This window comes from Algibacter sp. (assembly GCF_029245835.1).
In the GTDB taxonomy this organism is placed as follows: Bacteria; Bacteroidota; Bacteroidia; order Flavobacteriales; family Flavobacteriaceae; genus Algibacter_B.
Genome location: NZ_JAQWOO010000006.1, coordinates 1 through 24,727, shown reverse-complemented (window position 1 = coordinate 24,727; position 24,727 = coordinate 1). Strand labels below are relative to the sequence as shown.

The 24,727-nt window shown below is 32.0% G+C and carries 20 protein-coding genes and 1 pseudogene; 13 read left to right on the top strand and 8 right to left on the bottom strand.

The genetic code is table 11. The features are described from left to right. The 11 genes and pseudogenes from P8K68_RS00795 (at window position 1) to P8K68_RS00750 (ending at window position 16,253) form a co-directional block, all read left to right on the top strand. Complete coding sequence (locus P8K68_RS00795; RefSeq protein ID WP_300247237.1) at window positions 1-1,911, top strand: OmpA family protein; 1,911 nt, start codon at window positions 1-3, stop codon at window positions 1,909-1,911. Between the two features lie 377 nt (window positions 1,912-2,288). Next, window positions 2,289-2,774 (top strand): hypothetical protein, encoded by a 486-nt coding sequence (locus P8K68_RS00790; protein ID WP_300247235.1) that lies wholly within the window; start codon window positions 2,289-2,291, stop codon window positions 2,772-2,774. A gap of 42 nt (window positions 2,775-2,816) precedes the next feature. Continuing rightward, on the top strand, window positions 2,817-8,906 hold the full coding sequence (locus tag P8K68_RS00785) for a gliding motility-associated C-terminal domain-containing protein (protein WP_300247234.1): 6,090 nt from the start codon (window positions 2,817-2,819) through the stop codon (window positions 8,904-8,906). Window positions 8,907-8,917: 11 nt separating this feature from the next. Further along, window positions 8,918-9,844, top strand: a complete 927-nt coding sequence (locus P8K68_RS00780; protein ID WP_300247232.1) for a type IX secretion system membrane protein PorP/SprF — start codon at window positions 8,918-8,920, stop codon at window positions 9,842-9,844. 13 nt (window positions 9,845-9,857) lie between these two features. After that, entirely contained in the window at window positions 9,858-11,849 is a 1,992-nt protein-coding gene (locus tag P8K68_RS00775) for an OmpA family protein (protein WP_300247230.1), read from the top strand. 67 nt (window positions 11,850-11,916) lie between these two features. Next, window positions 11,917-13,851, top strand: coding sequence for an OmpA family protein (locus P8K68_RS00770; RefSeq protein ID WP_300247229.1), 1,935 nt, complete (start codon window positions 11,917-11,919; stop codon window positions 13,849-13,851). Between the two features lie 77 nt (window positions 13,852-13,928). Next, a complete protein-coding gene (locus P8K68_RS00765; protein ID WP_300247227.1) occupies window positions 13,929-14,447 on the top strand; it encodes a hypothetical protein in 519 nt (172 codons plus the stop codon). A 30-nt stretch (window positions 14,448-14,477) separates the two neighbouring features. Next, window positions 14,478-14,972: a helix-turn-helix domain-containing protein gene (locus P8K68_RS00760; protein WP_300247225.1), complete on the top strand. Its 495-nt coding sequence runs from the start codon at window positions 14,478-14,480 to the stop codon at window positions 14,970-14,972. A 43-nt stretch (window positions 14,973-15,015) separates the two neighbouring features. After that, window positions 15,016-15,546 (top strand): annotated as a pseudogene (locus tag P8K68_RS00755) (IS630 family transposase); the annotation flags it as partial. After that, window positions 15,543-15,764 carry a T9SS type A sorting domain-containing protein gene (locus P8K68_RS14875; protein ID WP_366143717.1) on the top strand — a complete coding sequence of 74 codons (222 nt, stop codon included), beginning with the start codon at window positions 15,543-15,545 and terminating at the stop codon, window positions 15,762-15,764. The pseudogene P8K68_RS00755 and the gene P8K68_RS14875, both read left to right, overlap by 4 nt. 123 nt (window positions 15,765-15,887) lie before the next feature. Then, window positions 15,888-16,253 carry a DUF1801 domain-containing protein gene (locus tag P8K68_RS00750; RefSeq protein WP_300247224.1) on the top strand — a complete coding sequence of 122 codons (366 nt, stop codon included), beginning with the start codon at window positions 15,888-15,890 and terminating at the stop codon, window positions 16,251-16,253. Window positions 16,254-16,376: 123 nt separating this feature from the next. On the opposite strand, the gene P8K68_RS00745 is transcribed toward P8K68_RS00750, so the two are convergent. The 8 genes from P8K68_RS00745 to rpsA form a co-directional block, all read right to left on the bottom strand. Next, window positions 16,377-16,874 (bottom strand): CAP domain-containing protein, encoded by a 498-nt coding sequence (locus P8K68_RS00745; protein WP_300247222.1) that lies wholly within the window; start codon window positions 16,872-16,874, stop codon window positions 16,377-16,379. Between the two features lie 167 nt (window positions 16,875-17,041). Next, a complete protein-coding gene (gene pdxH, locus P8K68_RS00740) occupies window positions 17,042-17,689 on the bottom strand; it encodes a pyridoxamine 5'-phosphate oxidase (protein WP_300247220.1) in 648 nt (215 codons plus the stop codon). Between the two features lie 513 nt (window positions 17,690-18,202). Then, complete coding sequence (locus P8K68_RS00735; protein WP_300247218.1) at window positions 18,203-19,108, bottom strand: ribonuclease Z; 906 nt, start codon at window positions 19,106-19,108, stop codon at window positions 18,203-18,205. 3 nt (window positions 19,109-19,111) lie between these two features. Further along, window positions 19,112-19,582, bottom strand: a complete 471-nt coding sequence (locus tag P8K68_RS00730; protein WP_300247216.1) for a DUF3291 domain-containing protein — start codon at window positions 19,580-19,582, stop codon at window positions 19,112-19,114. Between the two features lies 1 nt (window position 19,583). Next, a complete protein-coding gene (locus P8K68_RS00725; protein WP_300247214.1) occupies window positions 19,584-19,916 on the bottom strand; it encodes a ribonuclease Z in 333 nt (110 codons plus the stop codon). Between the two features lie 3 nt (window positions 19,917-19,919). Continuing rightward, a complete protein-coding gene (locus P8K68_RS00720; RefSeq protein WP_300247213.1) occupies window positions 19,920-20,849 on the bottom strand; it encodes an aspartate carbamoyltransferase catalytic subunit in 930 nt (309 codons plus the stop codon). A gap of 83 nt (window positions 20,850-20,932) precedes the next feature. After that, a complete protein-coding gene (pyrR, locus tag P8K68_RS00715; RefSeq protein WP_300247211.1) occupies window positions 20,933-21,472 on the bottom strand; it encodes a bifunctional pyr operon transcriptional regulator/uracil phosphoribosyltransferase PyrR in 540 nt (179 codons plus the stop codon). 311 nt (window positions 21,473-21,783) lie between these two features. Then, window positions 21,784-23,640, bottom strand: a complete 1,857-nt coding sequence (gene rpsA, locus P8K68_RS00710) for a 30S ribosomal protein S1 (RefSeq protein ID WP_300247209.1) — start codon at window positions 23,638-23,640, stop codon at window positions 21,784-21,786. Window positions 23,641-23,971: 331 nt separating this feature from the next. On the opposite strand from rpsA, the gene P8K68_RS00705 reads away from it, so the two are divergent. Then, window positions 23,972-24,349, top strand: coding sequence for a LysM peptidoglycan-binding domain-containing protein (locus tag P8K68_RS00705; RefSeq protein WP_300247207.1), 378 nt, complete (start codon window positions 23,972-23,974; stop codon window positions 24,347-24,349). Between the two features lie 156 nt (window positions 24,350-24,505). Continuing rightward, window positions 24,506-24,727 (top strand): transposase (locus P8K68_RS00700; protein WP_300247205.1); only part of this gene is annotated, 222 nt, incomplete at its 3' end.

Below are 24,727 nucleotides of genomic sequence, written 5' to 3'. Positions count from 1 at the left end.
ATGAAAACAAATTTTTTAATAATACTATTAGTTTTTACTATTGGAACTGTATCTGCACAAAAAAAGTTAGCAGATAAATTTTTTAGTAATTATGGCTATGTTAAAGCTACTGAATTATATAAAAAGGCATTTGACGATGGTGATGAAAGCGAGCACGTTTTAACACGTTTGGGTGATTGTTATTATAACAATTCTAATTCTGAAAAAGCTGCTTATTGGTATAGTAAAGCTGTAAATAAATTTGACATTGATACAGAACATTTATATAGATATATTCAATCTTTAAAAAGTATTGGTAATTATACTGAAGCAGATGTATGGACGAAAAAATTTATAGAAAATCAAAATAACGACAGTAGAGTTAGAGATTATGATTCTGATAATTTATCAGAATATAAAGATTTAAATGCTGTTAATGAATCATTATCTATTAGCATAGAAAACTTACCTATTAACTCTGAATTCTCAGATTTTGGTTCATTTATATATGATAATAGATTATATTTTGCCTCATCTAGAGGACTTGACAAAACCAAAAAATATGGTTGGAATAAAGAACCTTTTTTAGATTTATTTCAAGTTTCCTTTGAAGAAAAAGATTCAAAGTTGGAATTTGGTATTTCAAATTTGATTAGTGCTTCAGAAATTAATTCAGATTACCACGAAGCAACTGTTGCTATTTCTAACGACGGTAAAACCATGTATTTTACTAGAGATAATGTAACAAGAAAAAACAAATTAAATTTTGACAAAAAAGGGACAACACATTTAAAAATATATAAAGCAACTCTTATAGATGGTAATTGGGAAAATATTAAAGAATTATCAATTAATGATGAAGTATACTCAACAGGTCATCCTGCTTTAAGTCCTGATAATAAAAAATTGTTTTTTGTATCAGATAGAAAAGGTGGTATTGGCCAAACAGATATTTATGAAGTAGATATACTTGAAAATAATAAGTTTAGTACACCAAAAAATCTAGGATCAAAGGTAAATACCGAGGGACGTGAAATGTTTCCATTTATAAGTAAAGATAGTATACTTTACTTTTCTTCAGATGGTCGTTTAAACCTTGGATTATTAGATATTTTTAAATCAGATTTTATTAAAGATTCCATCGCTGAACCAGAGAATTTAGGAGCACCATTTAATAGTGGATATGATGATTTTGCTTTTTTTGGAATGTCAGACAAAGAAAATCTAACAGGGTACTTCTCTTCAAACAGGCCAGGAGGAAAGGGTAATGACGATATTTATAGTTTTAATGCATTTGAATGTTCTCAAATGATAACTGGAATAGCAATGGACAGTATATCTAACTTAGTTCTTGCAGATGTTTCAATAAAGCTAATCAATAAAGCTGGAAAAGTTATTAATCAAGTAAAATCTAATGAAAACGGGGAATATTATTTTGAAGTTAATTGTAATCAACAATATACGGTTTTAGCTGAGAAGCCGGATTATAAAAAATATCATAAAGACATATTAACAAATCTGGAAAAAGAAAAGGTTAATGACCATAATATTTATTTACAATCCCTTATAATAGGAAATCAAATTTTAATAAATCCTATTTTCTTCGATTATGATAAATGGAATATTAGAACTGATGCAGAATATGAACTTGAAAATGTAGTGGATATATTAAGACTGAAGCCCGACATGGTAATAAAAATTGAATCTCATACTGATAGCCGTGGTAAAGATAGTTACAACCTCAAACTATCAAATAGAAGAGCAAAATCTACTCGAGATTATATAATATCGAGAGGTATTAATGCTGAGCGCATAGAAAGTTCTATTGGTTTTGGTGAAAGTCAATTATTAAATAAATGTACTAATGGTGTTAAATGTACCCCTGAGGAACACCAAATTAATCGTAGGTCATATTTTTATATAGTAAAATAATAGTTTAAATTATTTAAAACATTTATAACTAAGTGTTTACGAATATATTGAAAATAAAATATTCGACAAAACGCATATTATTACGATTAAATGATTATTTTAGCTTTTTATCGAGTATATATGTGATTTACCATGTATATTTGACCAACTAATAACATATATGTTTTTTTGTATTACCTACAATAAATTTAAAATTATGACCCCGAATCTAATTTCAAAAGTAAATATGGCATTATTAGACTATAATGCTCTTCCCTCTCAATTTTTTCCCTCAATTTTTTATTATTTTTTATTAAACGTTAGCATTCGTTACTAATTGTAGCCAGGGATTTTCTGGTTTTTATTAAATAAAATTAATATATAACATTATATAAATCATGAAAAATAAATCGACTCATATATTTTTTACTTTTCTCCTGTCATGCTGTTTTTTATTACTCACCAATGCTCAGCAAAATAATAATAGTAAAAATGACTTATTCCAACTTGAAGTCATCGAATATAGCTTTGAATCGGATTTAAAAAAACCACGTTATCATATTTTATCCTTAAAAAATATTTCAACCAAAGAATTAACCATTAACCTCTCAACAATTGTTGAAGAAACAAATGGTGGCGATAAAAAAAACAATCAAAATCTTATTGTTGAACTATTAAGTGACGATTTGAATAAGACTTTAAACTCTGTTACCCTTAGCAGTGAAAGATCAATCAAATTTAAAGCTAAGATAATATCTCATCCTAATGCTAGATTAGGTTCTATGAATATTTGCAAAGTCATAGCTCAGTTACCGAATAGTGATGATAAAAAAATTGTTAAAATAAACGAACACATTCCTGACCCATTTATAAAAGGACAATAAATAAAATTTACTAAATATTAATTAGTTAATTGCAATAGGCTTATGAAAATTTTTACAAAATCCATAATATTCTACAAAGTACTACTTGTAGCTATACTTTTAGTATCTGCTTTTACACAAGCTCAAACAACTGCTTCACCAGTAGATTTTACATCAAGGTTTAGTGAAGCTGTAAATGGTGATTTTACTATTATAGCTAATAATACTATTTCTAGAACAGCCACAGATAGTTATACAGGTGGAACTGATAATCATAATACCTCTAATAATAATCTTGTTTATGTAGATATTGATGGTAATACAGGTATAGGAGCTAATACTTTTAACTCTAGTAGCGCAACTTTTAATAACCCAGCTCCTAGTGCAGGTTGCTTGACCTTAAAAAAGGTATTTTTGTATTGGGCTGCTGCAGATAGAGAGCCAGGGCCTGATTTTGCATCTGATAACCAACCAAGTTGGAACTATAATGATGTTCTGCTTATGTTACCAGGAGAAACTGATTATACAACCTATACAGCAACTGGAAGTGAAATTATTTATAGAGGTAGAGATACTCACTTTAGTAATGAGCCATATATTTGTGTAAAGGATATAACTACTGAAGTAAATAATTTAGCAGATCCTTATCAAACGTATCAAGTTGCTAATGTAGAAGGAAAAATAGGTTCCTTAAGTGATCATTCTGGTACTCCAATTGGTGTGTCTGGTGGCTGGCAGATTGTTTTTGTCTATGAAAGCCCTGATTTGCCTTTAAAAAATATTTCTATATTTAATGGCTATGCCCACGTTGATGCTGCAGATTCAGGAGATATTGTATTTAGTGGTTTTGAGACAGTACCTTCTGGTGATGTAAATGCAAAAGTTCTAATCGGTGCTCTTGAAGGTGATCAATCATTAGGAGGCGATGCGCTTCAAATTGAAGACACTTCTGGTACTTTTATTGATTTATCTACCAATCCAACAACTCCGATTAGAGAAGAAGATAACTTTTTTAATAGTAGAATAACTATAAATAATGCGGATTTCACAACCAGAAACCCTGCTAGTACAAATACTTTAGGTTTTGATGCAGCCGTTTTTGAATTATCAAATCCTAGTAACTCTGTCATTGGAAATGGTCAAAACACTGCAACATTTAATCTTACCTCAGATCTTGAGGTTTACGGATTATATTTGCTTGGTTTATCAGTTGAAGTTTGGGAACCAGATCTTGGGCCTATCAATGTGATAGTAACATCTCCTGGCACACCTAGTCCTGGTGATATAATAAATTCTTCTTTTAATGTTGCAAATAAAGGTAATGATGATGCTAAAAACTTAAGGATTTTTGAAACTTTACCTCCACAATTAATATCTACATTACCTCCTACTGCAACACCATTACCACACCCTACAGTTACTGGTGTGACATATCAATATAATGAAACGACAAACCTTATAGAGTTTTTTGTAGATGATAGTTTAGTAATAGCAGGAAGTACTTCATTTAATGTAAATTTTGATTTACAGATTAGAGATACTTGTTACTTTTTAGAAACGAATTGTGATCTTCAATTTGAAGTACAATTTGAAGGGACTTATAATGGGGTAATAAATACTCAACAACAATCAACACTTAGTTCTGCTACCGAAGATCCTTGTAGTGTTTCTGGAGTTGAAGACCCTTTAGTTATTAATGTTAATCAACCAACTGTAGATTGGCAAACTACAATAGGAATATTGGATAGAACTATTCAATGTAATGATAGCGCAGGTTTAATTAGTGCTCAAGCATTAGAACCAGCTGCGAATAAATGTACATTTACTCCTATAAAAAACTCTGGATCTTTTATTCCTGATGCAGGATGTCCAAGCTCTGGAACATATACAAACACTTGGAATTTTACTGATGCTTGTGGAGTAACAATTAGTGATTTTGTTCAAACCATTACGGTTATTAATACAACATCAATTTCATTACCATCAGATGGAGCTAGTACAGTAGATTGTATTGCTGATGCTACTGAAACATTTACATTACCAACTGTAACAGATGCGTGTGGGAACACTTTAACACCTTCTGCAGCTGTAATTACCGAAAATCCCAATCCATTAACTTGTGAAGGTACTAGAACCTATACTTATACGTATACAGATTGTGCTAATAATTCTGATACGTGGGCTTACGTTTATACAATTGTTACGCCTGCTTTCACTATTGCTGCAACTGATGGTACGAGTACAGTAGATTGTAGAAATGACGCTACCAGCTCAGGCGTTATTTTTCCTACCGTAATAGATTCGTGTAATAATACTTTAACACCTTCAGCCCCTATTATAACTTTTAATCCTGATCCTTTAACTTGCGAAGGTACTAGAACCTATACATACACTTATACGGATTGCGCTGGTAACTCTGATACTTGGGATTTTATTTATACTATTGATACACCTGATTTCACTATTGCTGCAGCTGATGGAGCTAGTACAGTAGATTGTATTGCTGATGCAGATGGTTTAGCTATTGTTTTACCAACTATAACAAATGTGTGTGGAAGCACTTTAACTCCTTCTGCAGCTGTAATTACCGAAAATCCCAATCCATTAACTTGTGAAGGTACTAGAACCTATACTTATACGTATACGGATTGTGCTAATAACTCTGATACGTGGGCTTACGTTTATACTATTGATACGCCTGCTTTCACTATTGCTGCAACTGATGGAGCTAGTACAGTAGATTGTATTGCTGATGCTACAGAAACATTTACATTACCAGCTGTAACGGATGTGTGTGGAAACACTTTAACTCCTTCTGCAGCTGTAATTACCGAAAATCCCAATCCATTAACTTGTGAAGGTACTAGAACCTATACATACACGTATACGGATTGTGCTAATAACTCTGATACGTGGGCTTACGTTTATACTATTGATACACCCACTTTCACTATTGCTGCAACTGATGGAGCTAGTACAGTAGACTGTATTGCTGATGCCACACAACCTACTGCACCTGTAGTAACCGATGTATGTGGTAACGATATCACACCAGTGATAACAGAAAATACAGATCCTATATGTGAAGGGGATAAAATTTATACATTCACCTATACGGATTGTGCTGGTAACGCATCTGTTTATGTGTATACTTACACTATTGACTTAACACCTTTTATATTACCAAGTAATGGTGTAGAGACTGTTGATAATTTAGCTGATGCTATAGCGCCAACACCTCCTACAGTTACAGATAACTGTGGTAATGCGATAACACCTTCTGCCCCAACTGTATCTGCAACTCCTGTTTGTCAAGGGTCTATTGTTTATACATTTACTTATATTGATTGTGCGGGTAACTCTGCCGATTGGGCTTATACTTATACTATTGAATTAGCTCCTTTTACAGTTCCTGCTAGCGATGGCACTACCGTAGAGTGTATTGCTGATGCTACTGCTCCAATACCTCCTGTTGTTGTTGATGCTAATGGAGATGATGTTATTCCAGTTATGACTGAAAATACAGATCCTATATGTGAAGGCGATAAAATTTACACATTCACCTATACAGATTGTGCTGGTAATGCTGGAGTTTGGGAATATACTTATACTATTGATGTTACAACCGCCCCTGTAGTACCTACTAATGCGGGTTCTACTGTTGAGTGTATTGCTGATGCCACACAACCTAATGCACCTGTAGTAACCGATGTATGTGGTAATGATATCACACCAGTGATAACAGAAAATACAGACCCTATATGTGAAGGCGATAAAATTTACACATTCACCTATACGGATTGTGCTGGTAACGCATCTGTTTTTGTGTATACTTACACTATTGATGTTACAACCGCCCCTGTAGTACCTACTAATGCGGGTTCTACTGTTGAGTGTATTGCTGATGCCACACAACCTACTGCACCTGTAGTAACCGATGTATGTGGTAATGATATCACACCAGTGATAACAGAAAATACAGATCCTATATGTGAAGGGGATAAAATTTATACATTCACCTATACGGATTGTGCTGGTAACGCATCTGTTTTTGTGTATACTTACACTATTGATGTTACAACCGCCCCTGTAGTACCTACTAATGCGGGTTCTACTATTGAGTGTATTGCTGATGCCACACAACCTAATGCACCTGTAGTAACCGATGTATGTGGTAATGATATCACACCAGTGATAACAGAAAATACAGACCCTATATGTGAAGGGGATAAAATTTATACATTCACCTATACGGATTGTGCTGGTAACGCATCTGTTTTTGTGTATACATATTCTGTTAAAGATACTACACCTCCAGTATTGTCATTACCTGCAAATATAACTGCAGAATGTAGTGATGACTTAAGTCCTATTAATTTTGGGATGGCAACTGCAACTGATAATTGTGATTCAGATCCTGTTATTACATTCAACGATGTTAGAATCGATGGCGATTGTCCTGGTACTTATACAATAACAAGAACTTGGACAGCTACTGATAATTGTGGTAATTCAATTGATGAAAATCAACTTATAGAACTTTCAGACACTACTGCTCCAGAATTTGATCAAACAACGCTTCCTGCTAATACAGTTGTTGAGTGTGATAATATTCCGGAGGAAGAAGTCTTAACAGCATCAGATAATTGTGGTACTGCTGGAGTAACTGTAAATGATGAAAGAGTTGATGGAAATTGTCCAAACAGCTACGAAATAAAACGTTCTTATACAGCTACAGACGAGTGTGGATTAACAACTACGCATGTTCAAACAATTACTGTACAAGATACTACGCCTCCAGTATTTGTTGAAACACTTCCTATTACAAGAATAGTTGCGCAATGTGATGCAATTCCTGTTCCTGAAATATTAACGGCGACAGATGTTTGTGGATCAGCTACTGTTTCGGTTAGTGATGCAAGAACCGATGGAAACTGTCCCAATAGCTATACTTTAGCTCGTACTTGGGTTGCTACAGATGAGTGTGGATTAACAACAACACACACTCAAATTATAATTGTTCAAGATACAACACCACCAGCATTTGTAGAATCTTTACCAAGAGATACAACTGTTGAATGTGACAGTATTCCTGATGCTTTAACATTAACTGCAACAGATAACTGTGGTGATGCTACGGTAAGTGTAAGTGATTCAAGAATTGAAGGAAATTGTCCTTCAAATTATGAAATCGTTAGAACTTGGATAGCTACAGATGAGTGTGGATTAACAACAACACATATTCAAACAATTACTGTGCAGGATACAACAGCACCAACACCAACCTCTTCTTTTGAAGCTACTCTTGATGTAAGTTGTGCTTTTATACCTGAAGCTCCTGAAGTAGAGTTTACTGATAATTGTTCTTCTAATGTTATTATTGATTTTAATGAAACAAATACATTTGATGAAAGTGTAATTGCAGATTATCAAATTATAAGAACATGGACTGTTAGAGATGCATGTAATAATGAAGCAGTTTATTCGCAAACATTAAATGTAGCGCTTGATGAAATATTGAATGAAGTTGTTGCTGAAGATATATGCTTTGATAATGGTGTTGTAAATTTAGATAATTTCTTAGCCGATGATGTTTACGGAGGTATCTGGGAAATTGTTGAAGGTAATCCAATAGCAACTGTAAATGGTAGTATTTTTGATCCTACTAATTTAGAGGCTGCTTATTCAGAATCATTTAATCCTAATACTGATGGTATTCAATATGTATTAAGATATACTGGATTTCAAACGGGTTGTATCAATATTACAGATGTTGTTATGATTGTTGATGCTAGTTGTAAAGTATTGCCTTGTGGAGAAAAGGATATTAGTATTTCAACAGCAATTACTCCAAACGGCGATGATTTTAATAAAACCTTCGATATTGAGGGTATAACATTATGTGGTTTTGTTGCTGAAGTAAAAATATTTAACCGTTGGGGAGCCCTCGTATATGAATCTAATGAATATACTTTAGGTAGTGAAAGAGAAGGAAATGCTTTTGGTGCATTTGGAAAATGGGATGGATCATCAACTAAATCATCTTTCGGTAATAATGGAAGATTACCAAACGGAACATATTATTATATCATTAATTTAAGAAATAGTGGATTAGATCCAATAACAGGACCTGTTTACTTAGGAACCAAATAATATCTTAACCTATGAAACTTTTAAAATTTAATATAATCGCTATTGCGTTGTTTAGCTGTACGGTTGGGATTGCACAACAACTACCCCAATTCACACAGTACATGTACAACACAATCTCAATAAATCCTGCTTATGCTGGAAGTAGAGAGGCTTTAAGTATTGTAGCATTGCATAGAAGCCAATGGGTTGGTTTTAAAGGCGGTCCTATTACACAAACATTGTCTGTACATACCCCTCTTAGAAATGATAGAATTGGTTTAGGCTTAACTTTTATTGAAGATGATCTTGGACCACAAAATTTTACATATTTATATGGAGATTTCTCTTATAGTATTCCGACTGGAAGTAATGGGAAACTAGCCTTTGGTTTAAAAGGTGGTTTTACTCAGTTTAGTTTTGATGCCGATTTTCGTTTAGATGAAGACAATCAAAACGACCCTTTAATTTTCGGAACACAAGATAGATGGGCGCCAAATATCGGGGCTGGAGTTTATTGGAGTACAAACAGAATTTATGCCAGTTTATCGGCACCAAGAATATTAAATAATGATGCTAACAATGAGAATGATTTTGAAGCATTAGACCGTATAAGCTACTATTTTACAGCTGGTGGTGTTATTGATATTACAAAAAATATAAAATTTAAACCAGCAGCCTTAATTAAAGCGACAAACGGCGCTCCTGTTTCTTATGATTTAACAGGAAATATATTATTCAACGAAAAATTATGGGTGGGAGGTTCTTACAGAATTAATGAACAAACTGCAGCCATAGGTGGTATTGTAGACTTTCAAGTGTCTAGACAATTACGAATTGGATATGCCTATGAAAAACCAATATCTGAAATTGCAAACTATACAACAGGAACCCATGAGATACTTCTTATGTACGAGTTCAAATTCTTAAGTTCTAAATTAAAATCACCAAGATATTTCTAATACTAATTTTTCTATGAATACTAAAAATTACATATTAGTTTTAATGGCAGTAATGCTAAGTTTTTCTTCATTTTCTCAACAAAGAAAACAGAAAAGAGCAGATACATTATTCAATAAATTTTCTTTTGTTAAAGCAGCAAAACTATACCGAGAACTTGTTCAAGACAATTATAATAGAAACTATGCAACAAGAAAGCTTGCCGATAGTTATGCTTTTTTAAGAGACCCAAGAAATGCTTCAAGGTATTATAAAAGTGCCGTTAAGCAAAAAGATGTTCCTATTGAGTATTATTATAAGTACGCACAATCACTTCGTGGTATGAAGAAGTATGATGAATCTCAAGAATGGCTTGAACGTTATAAAGATTCTGGAGGTATTGTAAATACTAACGATTTCGCTAAAGAGATCAATTTTTTAACCAGTGTCTTTGGTGCTAAACAACAATACTTTTTAGATAGGGTTCGATTTAATTCTAAATACAGTGATTTTGGTGCGTTCGAGCAAGATGGAAAAGTTTACTTTGCCTCTTCTAGAGATGAAGGTGTAGCTATTAAAAGATTATATGGCTGGAATGAACAGCCTTTTTTAGATATTTATGTAACTGACGCTAAATCAAAAAGAAATGTAGATCATACTGCTAAATTGCCTGGTGATGTGAATTCCATTTATCATGATGGACCAGTTACCATTACTAAAGACGGAAAAACTATGTATTTTTCTAGAAATAATTTTAAAGATGATATTGAAATAAAAGATAAGCAAGGTTTAACTAACATGAAAATCTATCGTGCTACATTAAAAGATAGCCTTTGGACAAATGTAGAAGACCTATCAATAAATGGTGACGGCTTTTCAACGCAACACGCCGCTTTAAACACTGATGACACTAAATTATACTTTACATCAGACAGACCAGGAACGCTTGGTGGTTCAGACATTTGGAGTGTAGATATTGCTGCAGATGGTGTATTAAACAATGTTCAAAATTTAGGAAACATCATAAATACAGAAAGTGCTGAAGGATTCCCTTTTATAAATAATGAAGGTGTACTTTTCTTCTCTTCTGATGGACATGTAGGTTTAGGTTTATTAGATGTTTTTGCAACTATTAAAGGCGAAGATGACGAATCCATAGTTGATGTAATAAACTTAGGTGTTCCTGTTAACTCAAATAAAGATGATTTTGCGTTTTCAATGAATGCCGATGGTATTACTGGATATTTTGCTTCAAACCGCCAAGGTGGTCGTGGTAGTGATGATATTTATGCGTTTCACAGAGAGCCCGTACTCCATGTAGAAGGCGTTGTTACAGATGCTATTAATTCCAACCCGGTTCCAGGAGCTAAAATAACTCTCTTTGATGATAAAGGTAATCAAATTGCCTATATGGAAACAGATGAAAATGGATATTACCAAATAAATATTGATAGAAATAAGGACTATAGAATTGTTGCTAATCAAAATAAATACATTGAAGATTATAGAGAGTTTTCATCTAAAAATATACAAACTGAATTAATAACTATTACAGGTAATTTATTACTAAACCCAGTGCAAGATGTTGTTAAACTGGCTGAACTAAATACCAACAATTTAGATTACGAAAATAAATTGATTGGAGACGATTCTACATCTGTAAAAAATGCGGAACTTAAGCCTATTTATTTTGATTTTGAAAAGTATAATATTCGAAAAGAATATGCCCTTGAGTTAGACAAAATTGTAAAACTAATGACGGATGACTACCCTGAAATGGTTATTCGAATTGAAGCTCATACAGATTCTCGAGGTACGTTTGAATACAATGACATCTTATCTAATAATAGAGCTAAATCAACGTACAACTATTTAATATCTAAAGGAGTAAACTCATCAAACATTTCAGAATATAAAGGATATGGTGAACGCAGGTTAATAAATGAATGCGCTGATGGTGTTGCTTGTGATGAAGCGAAGCATCAATTAAACAGACGCACACAATTTATTGTAGTAAAAATGGAATAGATAACGCCACGCTTAATGGCGTACACAGACATATAGTATAAGATTTTTTAATTAAACAAGACCCCAAATGAAATTAAAAAACCACATAAAAATAGGCCTATTTTTGTTTACCTCTATTTGTGCATTTTCACAAAATGATATGCAAAAACGAGCAGACAATTTATTTAATAATTTTGCTTTCGTTCAAGCTTCAAATGCTTATCACAAGTTACTTAATGAGGGCTATAATACAGATTATGCAACGAGGCAATTGGCTGATAGTTATGCCTACATGAGAAACCCAGACAGTGCCGTGGTGTATTATGAAAAAGCTGTTAAACAAATCAATGTCCCCAAAGAATACTATTATAATTATTCGCAAGCATTACGCGGTATAAAAAATTATGAAGCATCTAGAACTTGGATGAAACAGTTTAAAGATGCTGGTGGATCAATTAAAGAACAGAACTATTTAAATGATTCAGATTTTTTAAATTCTATTTTTAATGCTAAAAAACAATACTTTTTAAAAAATATTAAATTCAATTCAAAGTTTAGTGATTTTGGTGCCTATGAGCATAATGGAAATATTTATTTCACATCTTCTAGAGAAAAAGGTGATTTAAAAAAACATATCAACGGGTGGGATGAAGAACCTTTTCTTAATATTTATGCTATTGAAAAAAATGCTAATGATAGTATTGTAGATGGTAAATCAAAACTCAAGGGAAAAGTAAACTCAGTTTATCATGATGGGCCACTAACCATTACTAAAGATGGTAAAACCATGTATTTTTCTAGAACAGATTTTATAAAAAATGTTTTGGGAAGAAATGGAGAAGGTATTTCTAATATAAAAATATATAAAGCCTCGTTAATTGACGGGAAATGGAAAAATATTGAAGAACTTCCTTTTAATAGTAATCATTTTTCAAACGCCCATCCTGCTTTAAATGAAGACGAATCAAAATTATATTTTGCTTCAGATAGATCTGGTGGAAAAGGTGGTTCAGATATTTATTATGTTGATATTAATAATGGTTCTTATGGAAAGCCAAAAAATATTGGATCTGTTGTAAATACAAATAAAAACGAGAAATTTCCTTTCATCAATAATGAAGGCGTGCTTTTCTTTTCTTCAGATGGCCATCCAGGATTAGGCTTATTAGATGTTTTCGGAACAGTTTCAAATGAAAGTGAAACTATTGTTAGTGTTATAAACTTAGGAACTCCAGTAAACTCAAGCAAAGATGATTTTTCTTTTTTTATGAATGATGATGGTTTATCGGGCTATTTTGCATCCAATAGAAAAGGTGGTGTTGGTAGTGATGATATTTATGCATATGATAGAATTCTGCAGTTATATATTAAAGGAACTATTTATGATGGTATAAATAATACAACTATTAGCGGTGCTACAGTTACGTTACTAGATGAAAGTAATAATGAAATAGCTTCACTTAAAACAAATGAAAATGGACACTATTCTATTAATATTGACAGAGATACTGATTACCTAGTTAAGGCTAATAAAGAGGGCTTTGTTGATTATGAAAATACGTTAACATCAAAACATATTGATAGAAACTTAAAGACCATTGAAAATGACTTTTTGATGCAGCCAAAAGCAATAGTCGAAGAAACTAAAGAAATTTCAGAAATAATAGTACTATCCCCTATTTATTATAGTTATAATAGTTCTAAAATTAGAAATGAGGATATACAAGAATTAGATAAGATGGTTGATATTATGCTAAATATATATCCTTATATGATAATTAAAATTGAGTCTTATTCAGATTCAAGAGGTTCTGCAAATTATAACTATAAACTGTCTCAAGAAAGAGCAAATGCTACTTATCAATACCTAGTTAATAAAGGCGTTAGTCCTGCCAGAATATTAGATTATAAAGGCTATGGAGAAGAAAAATTAACTAATGGTTGCGATAGTTCGTCAAAATGCACAGAAGCGCAACATCAGTCAAACAGACGTACCAATTTTATTATTGTAAAACAGAAATAAATTAATACATACTTAGTCTTCTAAATATAAAAGGGTTTGAGAGACATTAAATTGCATACATTTTTAAAATTTAAATTATGAATCATAAAATTACATTTATAATTGCTTTTTTTATTTTAAGCACTTTAAAAGCACAAACAACATTTGATTGGGAAGCTTCTACTGCTCCTACTACAGACAACGGTAATAATGTTACTCAAACCATTGATGGTATTACTACTACTTTTACAGGCACAGAAAACCCAGGCGTTGTTGCTGGACCTGGAGGGGGTTTTGTATTAACTAGTTCAGAGAGTAACACAACAACATCTAGCGTAACATTTAGTTTTAGTGAAGCTGTAGATGTAACATCAATATCGACATTAAGTGGACCAACAATTACTTATACTTTTAGTCCAACTGGAGGTAGTAACTCACAGGTTGTTGAACCTGTTGGAGGTGGTGAAGAAACAGTAAATTTGAATTGGACAGGTGTAACATCATTTGCTGTAACAGGCTCAACTAATTTTATTGTTGGCTTTAATGATTTAATCGTTTCTAGCTCTACCTTATCAACTAATAATTTTAATCAAGAAATTATACCAATTATATTTTAAAACGAGCCTAATTTTTTGTATATTTCAGTCATGGGAATGACATCAAATTTAAAGATCAAAGAAAGTATATCCAGTTTAGAGGCTGCTTTCAAATCATCGGACAACTTTAAGGTCCGCCAGCGTATTCAAAGTCTAATTTTTTTAAAACAGGGAAAGTTCCAGCGTCAAGCAGACCTTGCCGAATACTTGGGTGTTGACCGTTCCTCGTTAAAACGATGGATAAGGCAATATAAAGACACTGGCCTTGATGGTTTGACCACACTAAAGAGTGGTGGTAATTATAAAGGCGTAATTAGCGAGGTACTCCACAAAGCTCTTGCTAAAAAGATGAATGATTCACAAGACCCTCTTTTAGGGTATTGGCATGCTGTATCTTGGGTTAAAGAACACTTTGGAGAGGACATCCATTATCAAACACTACGAAGTTATTTGATACGGCATTTCAAAACAAAGAAAAAGCATCCCAGAAAATCACATTATAAAAAAGACGAACAGGCCCTAGAGGTCTTCAAAAAAACTCCCTAATACCCTAGAGCAATTAAGATTAAGTCTTAATAAACATTATGGTTCAGTCAATCTCTATTTTCAAGATGAAAGCCGATTTGGCCTGATGACCCATGTAGGGACAGTACTGACCGCTAAAGGGGTGAAACCAATAGTAAACTATCAACAGGCTTTTAAAAACACCTATTTATACGGTAGCTATTCCCCAATAGATGGAAGCCATTTCACTTGGGAGGTAGAAGGTGTTGATAGCCTAATCTTTGAAGCTTATCTCAAGGCTTTTTCGATGTACAAACCAGAGGAACTGAAAATTGTCATTATTGATAATGCAGGTTTTCACGCCACTAAAAACATAAAGATTCCCGATAATGTCAAACTTATTAGAATACCTCCGTATACACCAGAACTTAATCCATGCGAAAAAGTGTGGCAATACTTAAAAGAACGATTTAAGAACAGGACTTTTGTAAATATCCAAGCGCTAAAGAAATGGCTGCACATAACTGTGCAAAATGAAATCAATAATCAAAATATTATGAATATAGTCAAATCAGAATTCTATACTGAAACTTTTAAGGCTTGTTTTAAAATATAATTGGTATTATACGTATTTATCCAAACCCCGTTAAAGATTTTCTGTATTTTGATACTATAGAAAACATAAAATCTGCAAGATTTTACAACAGTTTAGGACAATTGGTTAAAGAAACTAAAGACAAGAAAATTGATTTTAGAAATTTTAAAAGTGGGGTATACATCCTTCAATTAAATACAGATAATCAAATAATAAACAAAAGAATCATTAAAAAATAAATTTTTCAATTTGCTGTGTTAGCATGACATTTAACAACTGTTTATTATATGAAACCATCAAAAGAAAATCTCTTTTGATGGTTTTTTATTTGAAATAGGATTATATTTAGTTACATAAACTCAATGCTCAAAAACGAAAATTTCTATATCAGTAAAAATGAACTAAACAAAAGCTGTTTGTTGACTTTGCGGGGTATTATTTTAAAGCAAGATAATAACATAACAGAGACTAAAAAGTATGGTATGCCTTGTTTTTGCTATAAAAAGAAAATGTTTTGCTATTTATGGGTAAATAAAAAAACAGGAAAGCCGTATATTCTTTTTGTTGAAGGTGAACATTTAAACCATTCTGAATTAGTAATGGGTACTCGTAAACGCATGAAAATATTTAGAGTTAATCCAAACCAAGATATTCCGATAAAAACTATTGAATTGTTGTTAAATGATGCTTTGGAACTATATCGAAACGGAATAATAACTATAAAATAGTTTTAAGCTTAAACTATAATCTTTCTAGATTCGCTTTTCGTAATTTTAATCTTCAAGTTCCATTTATAAATAGTGCTGAGTGTAACGCTATTTTAGGACGATAATTAGGTTGTTGGAACACTATTATTTTTTTATAAAGATGTTGGTATAATACCATCTACCTTCTTCGTTTTTTTCAGCTGATATATCAAAATTTGTAAAGTCGCCTTCTAAATTTTCTTTGTGTGCTTCACTTCTAATCCATGCTCTTACTACTGACTCTGCTGAAGTATAACCATATGCTACATTTTCAGAAACTTTTTTGGCTCCGGCATTCGATTTTAAATAATCACTTCTGGTAAAAAAATTGTGATGAGATACTTCGCCATTATCAACCATATAATCAGTATGGCTATATGCAACAGATTTTACAATATTTAATTCTTGTAAAGGATTTAAGCCTTTAGAGAGTCTGTGGTTATTTATCAATTCTAAAATTTCTACTTCAATAGTTTTAGCTACAGGAGTAACAAGATTCATTTCCATAGCATCTACTTTATCGTCGATATTATCCGTTGTACATGAAGATAATGTAAAAACGACAATTAATGCCAAAAACGTGAGTTTGGTTAGTGGTTTCATAGGTTAAGCACTTTAGATTTGGTTTTGTAAATCTACTAGCTAACCTCTCAAAAAAATGTTAATGAAATGTTAAAATCGATGAAAAACATACTCTTTGTCGATATTATATGTTTTTTATCGATGAAATGTAATTGATAGGTAAGTAAATATTTATTTAAAATAGTGATTTAAGGAGATAATCTACTAATCTGCCAATTATAGTCTTCTTTAAGTCTATAACGAATTCGGTCATGAAGTCTATTTGGACGACCTTGCCAAAATTCAATTTCAACAGGTTTTACAATATAACCACCCCAGTTTAGAGGTCTTGGAACTTCTTTTCCTTCGTAATGTTTTTCTAAATCAGCAAGTTTGTCTTCTAAATACTGTCTGTTCTTTACAGCCTCACTCTGATTTGAAGCTATAGCACCTAACTGACTACCTCGTGGTCTAGATTCAAAATAACCATCGCTTAAATTTACAGCAATTTTTTCAGCTTTTCCCTTTATAATAATTTGCCTTTCCGCACCATGCCAAAAAAAAGATAAACAAACATTTGGGTTTACTTCAATTGCTTTGCCTTTTTCGCTCTCATAATTTGTGTAAAAAATAAAACCTTCGAAAGTGTATTTTTTAAGGAGCACTACTCTATTTTTGGGAAAACTATCTAGACCGATTGTTGAAATTGTCATAGCATTAGTTTCATCTTCAGCAAAATGTTTATCAACTTCATAAAACCATCTTTGAAATAATTCTAGAGGGTTTTCTGGCACTTCATTTAAAAGCAACTCAGCTTTTTCGTAAGATTTTCTATAATTACTTAAATCCTTTTCCATACCTGCAATTTACGGGTTTTTTAAAATAATTTTGATACATTTTTTTATTATCTTAAAACCAAACTCTATATCATGAAATTTGTCTGTAGTATTATTATAAATATATCAATTTGTGAAGTAGTTGCTCATTTTTAAAATGCTGAAGCTTTAAAACAATTATAAAAATATTTTTTAAAAATGAAGCATTTAAGTGGTAATAAAGGTGAAACTAGTGCTAAAACTAAATTAGTTTATAAGAAGTTTGAATTAATTGAAACTATAATTCAAAATACATTATACATTACCTGATTAGTTTTATGCTAAATATGACCATAAGAATATGATAAATACAATGCGAACTAGGTTTAATGATTTGAATGAAAATGACACTAAATAGACAACTGAAATTGATTATACTGAATTTAAAGGTTTTTTTTAAAGCTAATAGTAAAACAATTTCCTAGTATGTTTAAAGAGCATATTGATAAATGGTTAGAGAGGTTCAAAATATATTGCAAAAAACAATAAGTTATACTAAAATTCAAAAGTTTTACCATCTTCGGCTAATTCAACATTATCAAAAACTTCTTCTGCTTCATTTTTAAAAGCTTCTATACTGCCATAGCGTGTAGAATAATGTCCAAGTATTAATGTCTCTACATTGGCTTGTTTTGCAATACTAGCAGCTTCTTTTGCTGTAGAATGCTTTGTTTTTATTGCTAAATGTGCGTGTTGTTCTAAAAACGTAGACTCATGGTATAGCACATCTGCGTTTTTTATTAAAGGAATAATATCTTCTTTATACATGGTATCACTACAAAACGCGTAACTTTTTGGTTTAGCTCCAGATTTAGTTACACTTTCATTTTTTATAACTATACCGTCTTCATTTTCAACATCAAATCCTTGCGCTAGTTTTCTATAATATGCTATGTTAATATTTGCATCTTCAACAGCATGTATTTTTAGTTTGCGTAAACCTTCTTTTTCTTTGAATAAATACCCGTTCGTATAAATTCTATGATTTAAAGGAATGGTATGCACTTCCACCTTTTCGTCTTCAAAAATTAATTCTGATTTTTTTGAAGTCAACTCATGGAAATATAGATTATAGTTTGTCCAAGAATCGGCTAATTTCATTTGAAGTGTTACTATTTCTTTAATCCCTTTTGGTCCGTAGATATGCAAATCTGCTTCTCTAGTTAATAATCTAAATGTAGATATTAAACCCACTAAACCAAAAAAATGATCGCCATGTAAATGCGATATAAAAATGTGTTTTATCCTATTAAACTTAATTTTATGTTTGCGTAATTGCACTTGTGTACCTTCGCCACAATCAATTAAAAACATATGGTTGTTAATTTCTAAAACTTGTGATGTGGTATTATTTAGTGTACGTGGAGTCGCACTGTAACAGCCTAAAATTGTAAGTTGCATATATTATTTTAGTTGTTTATAGTTTTGTGCGTCTTGAACTGTAAATTTATTTTTAAATGAAAATGCGTAAGGCGTATCACCATAAGTATTTAAATAATCTAATCGGTCTTTAGCTTCTTGAAATGTTGGTTCGTAACCTTCAGGAACATACCAAAACGCCATGTGCATCATTTTCATTTTACTAAACCATTCTTTTTTTCGCTTAAAAACTTCAATATGTCCAGAATTGTATGTGTAATTAAAAAGACATTCTAAACTTTCCCAAACAGACATATTAACGATCAGAGAATCATCTTGAAAAACATGTATTGCTTCATCTTTATCTTCATCTTGTAATCTCCAAATAAAACCCTCCGCAGCATCTGCAATCGCGTTCATATTATCTACATTATTTACAAAATCTTGCATAATTGGGTCGTCCATTGGTGCCAACCGTTTTGCAATATTTACTTCTGCTAGATGTAGTTCACTCATTTTAAAAACCTAAATCGCGTACCATTACTTCCATTTCTATAATATCATGAGCCTCTTGAATGGTAGGAACAACATCTAGTTGGTCTGGAACAACATCTAAATCAATTTTATTTGTAACAATTACAAAAGAGTGTTTTGCAGTTTTGTGTTTTTTTGATAATTGCAAAAATTCTGCAATTTCAGTTGTAGTTAAAGTGTCTAAACTTGTTAGCGCAACTATAATATTATTGCTCTTATATTTAGGATATAAAGCCTGTAATTTTTCAACTAATTCTATAACCGAAACTTTTTCTTGTGTGATTATAGTAGTATTTTCTATTTGATCAAAAATCATAATCTATTGTTTTATTTTCGATGCTAGTAAATAAATAACGGCCATTCTTACTGCAACACCATTTTGCACTTGGTCTAATATAATAGATTGTTTTGAATCTGCAACATCACTTGTAATTTCTACACCTCTATTTATTGGTCCGGGGTGCATAATGGTTATCTCCTTATCTAAAGAATCGAGTAAATCTCTATTCACTCCAAACTGTTGTGTGTATTCTCTAGTAGATGGGAAATAACTAATATCCATACGCTCGTTTTGCACTCGAAGCATATTTGCTACATCACACCAATTCAATGCTTTACGTAAATTTGTTTCTACTTTTACTCCAAGTTCGTTTATATACTTAGGAATTAGAGTTTTAGGTCCGCAAACCATGACTTGAGCACCTTGTAATTGCAGTGCAAATATATTTGAAAGCGCTACTCTACTATGTAGTATATCACCAACAATAACCACTTTTTTTCCTCTAACATCGCCAAGCTTTTCTCTAATAGAATAGGAATCTAATAAGGCTTGAGTTGGGTGTTCATGGGCACCATCTCCAGCATTAATTATGCTAGCTTTAACATGTTTAGATAGAAATACTCCCGCTCCAGGATTTGGATGCCGCATCACAACCATATCTACTTTCATAGATAAAATATTATTTACGGTATCAATTAGAGTTTCTCCTTTTTTAACTGAAGATTGTGAAGATGAAAAGTTAAGCACATCAGCAGATAATCGTTTTTCAGCAAGCTCAAAAGATAATTTTGTTCTGGTAGAATTCTCGAAAAATAAATTGGCAATAGTTATATCTCTTAGCGAAGGCACTTTTTTAATAGGTCTGTTAATCACTTCTTTAAAATGATCGGCAGTTTCAAAAATAAGTTGGATATCTTTTTCCTGAAGATATTTAATTCCTAATAAGTGATTGACACTTAATTCGCTCATTGTCAAAATTAAAAATTATAAGTTAAAAGTTATAAGTTACTCATATGCATCTTAAACTCTAACTTTAGTTAGTTATTTATTTATCACTTTTCAATTAAGTAAACCGAGTCCTCATTATCATGCTCCTTCCAATTTACTTTTACTTTTTCACTATTAATAACATCAACCTGTCGCCCTCTATAATCCGGTTGTATTGGTAAATGCCTACTAAAACGTCTATCTATCAACGTTAGCAATTCAATTTCATTAGGCCTTCCAAAAGACTGTATCGCTGTTAATGCAGCTCTAATACTCCTTCCACTGTAAAGTACATCATCAATAAAAACAATGTTTTTTTCTTCAACTATAAAATCTATTTTGGTTAAGTTTGCTTCTAAAGGTTTTTCACTTCTTCTAAAATCATCACGATAAAAAGTAATGTCTAAATATCCTAATTTAATATTTTCAACTTTATAATCTTCTTTAAGAATTTTAGCAATTCTATCGGCTAAAAACACGCCACGAGGCTGTAAACCAATAAGTACCGTATTAGAAAAATCGTTGTGATTTTCAATAAGTTGACAAGCCAATCGGTGAAGAATGATGTTTACCTCTTTTGCGTTAAGTAAAACTTTTTGACTCATATACTATCCAAACGTATTTGGAGTTCAAAGGTAAGGCAAAAATTTAGAAGTTAAAACCATTTATAATAATCTTTATTTGGATGCGACAAAAAGGGTTAGGCTAATATATTTACATGATTTTAACAAAGCGCTATATAAGCTTGATTAATACCTCTATGTAGGCTTTTTTACTTTACTATACCTTCACGCTTTATTCATAGCAATAGTTTAGGTTATTATTTTAGTATTTCATATTAATAAAACCAATAGTAATAAAAAAGCCCCACATGTCTGTGAGGCTTTCTTTCATATTCTTAAATGAAATTTGAATACTACTTTTTCTTTGCTTTAGTAGTTTTCCCGTCCATTTTATCTTTAAGCGCTTGTAAAGCATCATTAGCATCACCTAAAGTTGGTTTTGCTTCGGCAGCTTGAGAAGCTTGCTTTTTAACAGCAGCTTTTACGTTAGCCATTTCTTCAGCTTTAAAAATTGCAGTATGCGAAGCAACTACTCTTTTAAACTCTTTGTTAAACTCAATGATTTTGAATTCTGCTTCTTCACCTTTAGCTAGTTTCTTTCCATCTTCTTTTTCAAGATGACGAGAAGGTACAAAAGCAACGATATCTTCGTTAAAATCAATAGTAGCACCTTTATCAACTATTTCAGTAATAGCAGCTTTATGAACGGTATCTAAAGCGAATTCAGTTTCGTATTTATCCCAAGGATTATCAGTTGTTTGTTTATGACCTAAACTTAATTTACGTCCTTCAACGTCTAATTCAAGTACAATAACATCTAACTTATCACCTACTGCACAGAACTCAGATGGGTGCTTGATTTTCTTAGTCCAAGATAAATCAGAGATGTAAATTAATCCATCAATACCTTCTTCTAATTCAACAAAAACACCAAAGTTTGTAAAGTTACGTACAATACCTGTATGCTTAGAAGCTAATGGGTATTTAGATGTGATATCAGTCCATGGATCTGGCGTTAATTGCTTAATACCAAGAGACATTTTACGATCTTCTCTGTCTAGAGTTAAGATAACTGCATCAACTTCATCACCAACAGTAACAAAATCTTGAGCAGAACGTAAATGTGTAGACCAAGACATTTCAGAAACGTGAATTAATCCTTCAACACCATCAGCAACTTCAATAAATGCGCCGTAATCAGCGATTACAACTACTTTACCTTTTACTTTATCACCAACTTTAACCTCTTCTGCAAGCGCTTCCCATGGGTGCTTAGATAATTGTTTAAGACCTAATTGGATTCTTGATTTGTTTTCATCAAAATCAAGGATTACAACATTTAATTTTTGATCTAACTCAACAATCTCATTTGGATGGTTGATTCTAGACCAAGATAAATCTGTAATGTGAACTAATCCGTCAACGCCTCCAAGATCGATAAATACACCATAAGAAGTAATGTTTTTAACAACACCTTCTAATACTTGACCTTTTTCTAATTGACCAATAATTTCTTTCTTTTGTTCTTCAATATCAGCTTCAATAAGTGCTTTATGAGAAACTACTACGTTTTTGAATTCATGGTTGATTTTCACAACTTTAAATTCCATAGTTTTATTCACGTACTGGTCGTAATCTCTAATTGGCTTAACATCAATTTGAGACCCTGGTAAGAATGCTTCAATTCCGAAAACATCTACAATCATACCGCCTTTAGTTCTACATTTAACAAAACCATTAACGATTTCACCAGTTTCATGTGCTTTATTAACACGATCCCAAGCTTGAATAACACGAGCTTTTCTGTGAGATAATACTAATTGTCCTGTTGCATCTTCACGAACATCAATTAGTACTTCTACTTTGTCTCCTACTTTTAAATCTGGGTTGTAACGAAATTCATTTAAAGAAATAACACCCTCAGATTTTGCGTTGATGTCAATAATCGCATCTCTATCAGAAATGTGAACTACTGTACCTTCAACAACCTCGTCATCTAAAGTGTCAACGAAATTTTCTGCTACTAATTTCTCAAATTCTTGTAATTGTTGATCATCAACTTCATCAATTCCTTCTTGGTAATTGTGCCAGTTGAAATCTTTTAAGAATTTTTCAGGATTTGCTTTTGCTTCAGATACTACTGGAGCTTCTTGTTCTACTGCTGGAGCATCTGTTGCTTCAACTTCAGCTTGTTTTGCTTTTTCAGCCATTTAAGATAATTGGCAATGTCTTTACAAGATGCAATGACATTACGATTTGTATTCTGTTGTGCTACGGAAGTTTTAAGCGAATAACACACAGAAGTGTTATATTATTTTTTGGTTTCATTCCTTTTATTTTCCCGACGATTCGCTAAAAGGAGTGCAAAAATACACAATATTGACATAATTACCTAAAAATGAGAAAATAAAATAGACTTGATGTTTGCCACGAATTACGTTTAACGATTTAGAGCAATATATTAATTGATAATTTGAATAAACATTAGAATATTTTACTATATTGTAACTACAAATAATTACTTTAAAAACTTACAAAATCATGGTTAAAGCAAAGTATCAAGAGGTGTTAAGCTTAGGTGAAGCATTGAATATTCAAAACGGAAATGTAACAGAAGAAAATGGTATTCTTAAAATAAAGGGTACTGCTAACACGCCTTATGAAAAGGATATTCTTTGGGATAAAATAAAAGAAATAGGTGGTGATAATCCATCAGATATTATGGCAAATATAACTGTTGCTGATGATAGTGTTTATGCTAGACATACTGTAAAAAGCGGTGAAACTTTAGGTAAAATTGCTATCCAGTATTACGGTAAAGCATCAAAATATCAAGATATTTTTAAAGCGAATTCTGATATTTTAAAAAATCCAGATTTAATTCACCCAGACCAAGAATTGATTATTCCCAAATTATAGAAAGATATTATTTTAATATTTAAAAGCGAATCTTATTTAAGGTTCGCTTTTTTTGTGAATTACCAGTCATTACGTGGAACGAAGTAATGGTGTAAGCTTCCCTTATAACCGAACTGTTTAAAAGTGTAAAAATAGTTTTATCTTTAAGCAGTAATTATGAGAAAAAGTAAATTTAGTCCGACCCAGATTTCAAAGATTTTAAAAGAGTTTGATTTAGGTAAATCCGTATCAGACATTACACGAGAACACGGTGTTAGTTCCTCCGCTTTTTACAAGTGGCGCGAACGTTATGCAGGTATGAATTCCAAAGAGCTTAAGCGATTAAAAGCTTTAGAGGATGAAAACCGCAAACTAAAACAAATGTACGCTACACTAGCT

Excerpts from the sequence above, each read along its gene's own strand:
- P8K68_RS00795 (WP_300247237.1), top strand. The coding sequence starts at position 1 with ATGAAAACAAATTTTTTAATAATACTATTAGTTTTTACTATTGGAACT.
- P8K68_RS00790 (WP_300247235.1), top strand. The coding sequence starts at position 2,289 with ATGAAAAATAAATCGACTCATATATTTTTTACTTTTCTCCTGTCATGC.
- P8K68_RS00785 (WP_300247234.1), top strand. The coding sequence starts at position 2,817 with ATGAAAATTTTTACAAAATCCATAATATTCTACAAAGTACTACTTGTA.
- P8K68_RS00780 (WP_300247232.1), top strand. The coding sequence starts at position 8,918 with ATGAAACTTTTAAAATTTAATATAATCGCTATTGCGTTGTTTAGCTGT.
- P8K68_RS00775 (WP_300247230.1), top strand. The coding sequence starts at position 9,858 with ATGAATACTAAAAATTACATATTAGTTTTAATGGCAGTAATGCTAAGT.
- P8K68_RS00770 (WP_300247229.1), top strand. The coding sequence starts at position 11,917 with ATGAAATTAAAAAACCACATAAAAATAGGCCTATTTTTGTTTACCTCT.
- P8K68_RS00765 (WP_300247227.1), top strand. The coding sequence starts at position 13,929 with ATGAATCATAAAATTACATTTATAATTGCTTTTTTTATTTTAAGCACT.
- P8K68_RS00760 (WP_300247225.1), top strand. The coding sequence starts at position 14,478 with ATGGGAATGACATCAAATTTAAAGATCAAAGAAAGTATATCCAGTTTA.
- P8K68_RS00750 (WP_300247224.1), top strand. The coding sequence starts at position 15,888 with ATGCTCAAAAACGAAAATTTCTATATCAGTAAAAATGAACTAAACAAA.
- P8K68_RS00745 (WP_300247222.1), bottom strand. The coding sequence starts at position 16,874 with ATGAAACCACTAACCAAACTCACGTTTTTGGCATTAATTGTCGTTTTT.
- pdxH (WP_300247220.1), bottom strand. The coding sequence starts at position 17,689 with ATGGAAAAGGATTTAAGTAATTATAGAAAATCTTACGAAAAAGCTGAG.
- P8K68_RS00735 (WP_300247218.1), bottom strand. The coding sequence starts at position 19,108 with ATGCAACTTACAATTTTAGGCTGTTACAGTGCGACTCCACGTACACTA.
- P8K68_RS00730 (WP_300247216.1), bottom strand. The coding sequence starts at position 19,582 with ATGAGTGAACTACATCTAGCAGAAGTAAATATTGCAAAACGGTTGGCA.
- P8K68_RS00725 (WP_300247214.1), bottom strand. The coding sequence starts at position 19,916 with ATGATTTTTGATCAAATAGAAAATACTACTATAATCACACAAGAAAAA.
- P8K68_RS00720 (WP_300247213.1), bottom strand. The coding sequence starts at position 20,849 with ATGAGCGAATTAAGTGTCAATCACTTATTAGGAATTAAATATCTTCAG.
- pyrR (WP_300247211.1), bottom strand. The coding sequence starts at position 21,472 with ATGAGTCAAAAAGTTTTACTTAACGCAAAAGAGGTAAACATCATTCTT.
- rpsA (WP_300247209.1), bottom strand. The coding sequence starts at position 23,640 with ATGGCTGAAAAAGCAAAACAAGCTGAAGTTGAAGCAACAGATGCTCCA.
- P8K68_RS00705 (WP_300247207.1), top strand. The coding sequence starts at position 23,972 with ATGGTTAAAGCAAAGTATCAAGAGGTGTTAAGCTTAGGTGAAGCATTG.